Annotated in this window: 2 protein-coding genes; both read right to left on the bottom strand. The window is 39.2% G+C overall.

Annotated elements, in window-relative coordinates:
- On the bottom strand, window positions 1-756 hold a 756-nt coding region (locus FJ218_11360; protein ID MBM4167499.1), incomplete at its 3' end, for a tetratricopeptide repeat protein.
- A 321-nt stretch (window positions 757-1,077) separates the two neighbouring features.
- Window positions 1,078-2,274, bottom strand: a 1,197-nt coding sequence (locus FJ218_11355) for an alpha-ketoacid dehydrogenase subunit beta (protein ID MBM4167498.1), incomplete at its 5' end; no start/stop codon positions are given.

Below are 2,274 nucleotides of genomic sequence, written 5' to 3'. Positions count from 1 at the left end.
ACTAGCATATTGCGGATTGAGTTCAATGGCTGTGGTGTAATCTTCTATTGCACGAGTATATTGTTGTAAATTCTCGTAAGCAACTCCACGACCTAAATACGCACTAGCATATTGCGGATTGAGTTCAATGGCTGCAGAATAATATGTAACTGCTTTTTCATAATTTTTCTGTTCATAAGCATCATATCCTTTCTGAAACCAATCAGTAGCACTTAATACATTTGTATTTTCTGTATATGTCTTTGTAAGTTTAAGCCGCTCGTTTTCATCTTTTGTTTCCTCAAGTTCTTTTCTTAATCTATCAATTTCAGTAAAAGCGGAATCGGCTCTCTTCCGCACATCTTCAAGTTGTGTAAGTTTCTCTCTATCCTTTGCAATCGCAGCAATTTTTTCTTTTACCTCGTTTTCATCCAATGTAATTTCTGCTTTTATGTAATATGTTACGCCATTCCATTTCTCATCAAGTATTTTTGTTTCGGTTACACCAGCAGCAATCGTGGTAATTTTACTTCTTGTAAGTTCTTCTAACTTATTGCCGCTTTCTTTCTTTTCCGTTTCAAAACTGCTCTCCAAATACACGCCAATTTCTTCCAGCAATAAACGTTTCACTTGCTCCAACGCAATTGCACGCGAGGTATTTTTGCTGTCATTATCTCCCGCATTATACGTGTACTCCCGCACAAATGTTTTTGTTTGAGAAAAAGCACCGGCACAACACAATGTTGATACAACAAGAAAAATAAATATGTGTTTCATAAAAGTATTAGTAAAATTTTTAGCACCGTAGGTGCGTAATGTTTGTAATAAAAAACTAACAATAATAATTCGAGTTCCGTAGGAACGACATAGTATATTTCACTCCTACGGAGTTTGAAATCGCTGTTATGGATTTTTCTATAAATATATCATCCCTACGGGATTATTTTTTATCTCATTCAATTCCTTGCGTTACTTTGCGCCAAACTCTGCGTAACATTGCGGTAAAAACAACAATCGTATTTAACCGCAGAGTAACGCAAAAGTCAGTGCAAAGTTACACAAAGTTTTTTTTCTTTGCATCTTCGCGGCTTTGCGTGATTAAAATAAAAGCAACTTTTCCAAGGCACTTTTTATTTTCTCAACACACGGCACAACGCTTTCCATCAATCCCAGATTATACGGAATCGGATTATCCGAAGTTGCAACTCGCACAATCGGCGCATCGAGAAAATGAAATGCTTCTTGCGCAATAGTCGCAGAAATCTCCGCTCCAAATCCTCCGGTAATTTGGTCTTCGTGCACAAGCAAACATTTTCCCGTTTTCTTTATGGAGTTCAACACCGTTTCTTTATCCCAAGGAATAATTGTTCGCAAATCAATGATATCAACATTTGCATTGAGTTGTTTCGCTGCTTCAACAGAGCGATGCAGCATTTCTCCCCAACTAATAATTGTCGCATTGATTCCGCTTTGCACAACATTCGCAACGCCAAACGAAATTTCAAAATCATCACCGGGATAATTTCTTCGCGCTTGCAGTGAATCATACAACGTGCGATGCTCGAAAAACATTGTCGGGTCGTTGCCACGCAAAGCAGAACGCAACAAACCAACCGCATCTTCCGCATTCGATGGAAACGCAATTCGCCAACCGAGCGTATGTGCAAAAATCGCTTCACCGATAACGCTGTGCCAAGGGTCGCCGGTTTTTTTCCCAACACCAACAGGAATACGCACAACAAGCGGCGCAGAAAAATTATTATTCGTACGCCAGCGAATTGTTCCGCAATTATTTATTTGTTCCGTCGCAGGGTCAGCATATTTTCGGAATTGAATTTCCGGAATCGGTTTCAATCCCGCGAGCGACATTCCCACTGCACGACCGATAATTCCTTCTTCAGAAAGCGACGTATCGAAAATTCTTTCTCGTCCATACTTCTTCAACAAATCAACTGTTGCACCGTGAACTCCTCCTTTCACTGCAACATCTTCACCGAACAGGAGTATTTTATTATTGAATTGCATTTCGCTTTCGAGCGTTCTGCGAATTGCTTCTATCATCGTTAAACGAACTGAAGTAGTTTCGAGTTGCGAGTTGCGAGTTGCAGGTTGTTTCTTTTCTAATTCGTTACTCGTAACTTGTAACTCGTAACTCTTTTCAAAGAATACAAAACTTCTCGCCGAATTTACTTCCGGTTCGCTTTGTGCTAATGCATTTTCTTTTGCATCATTCACTTCTTTTAGAGTGACTGCTTCTAATTTCTTCCAATCATTTTCGGAAAGAATTTTTGTAAC

The sequence above is a fragment of the Ignavibacteria bacterium genome (genome assembly GCA_016873775.1).
Lineage (GTDB): Bacteria > Bacteroidota > Ignavibacteria > UBA10030 > F1-140-MAGs086 > JAGXRH01.
Note: the sequence above shows the minus strand (reverse complement) of the source record. Positions and strands in the feature narration are given on the sequence as shown.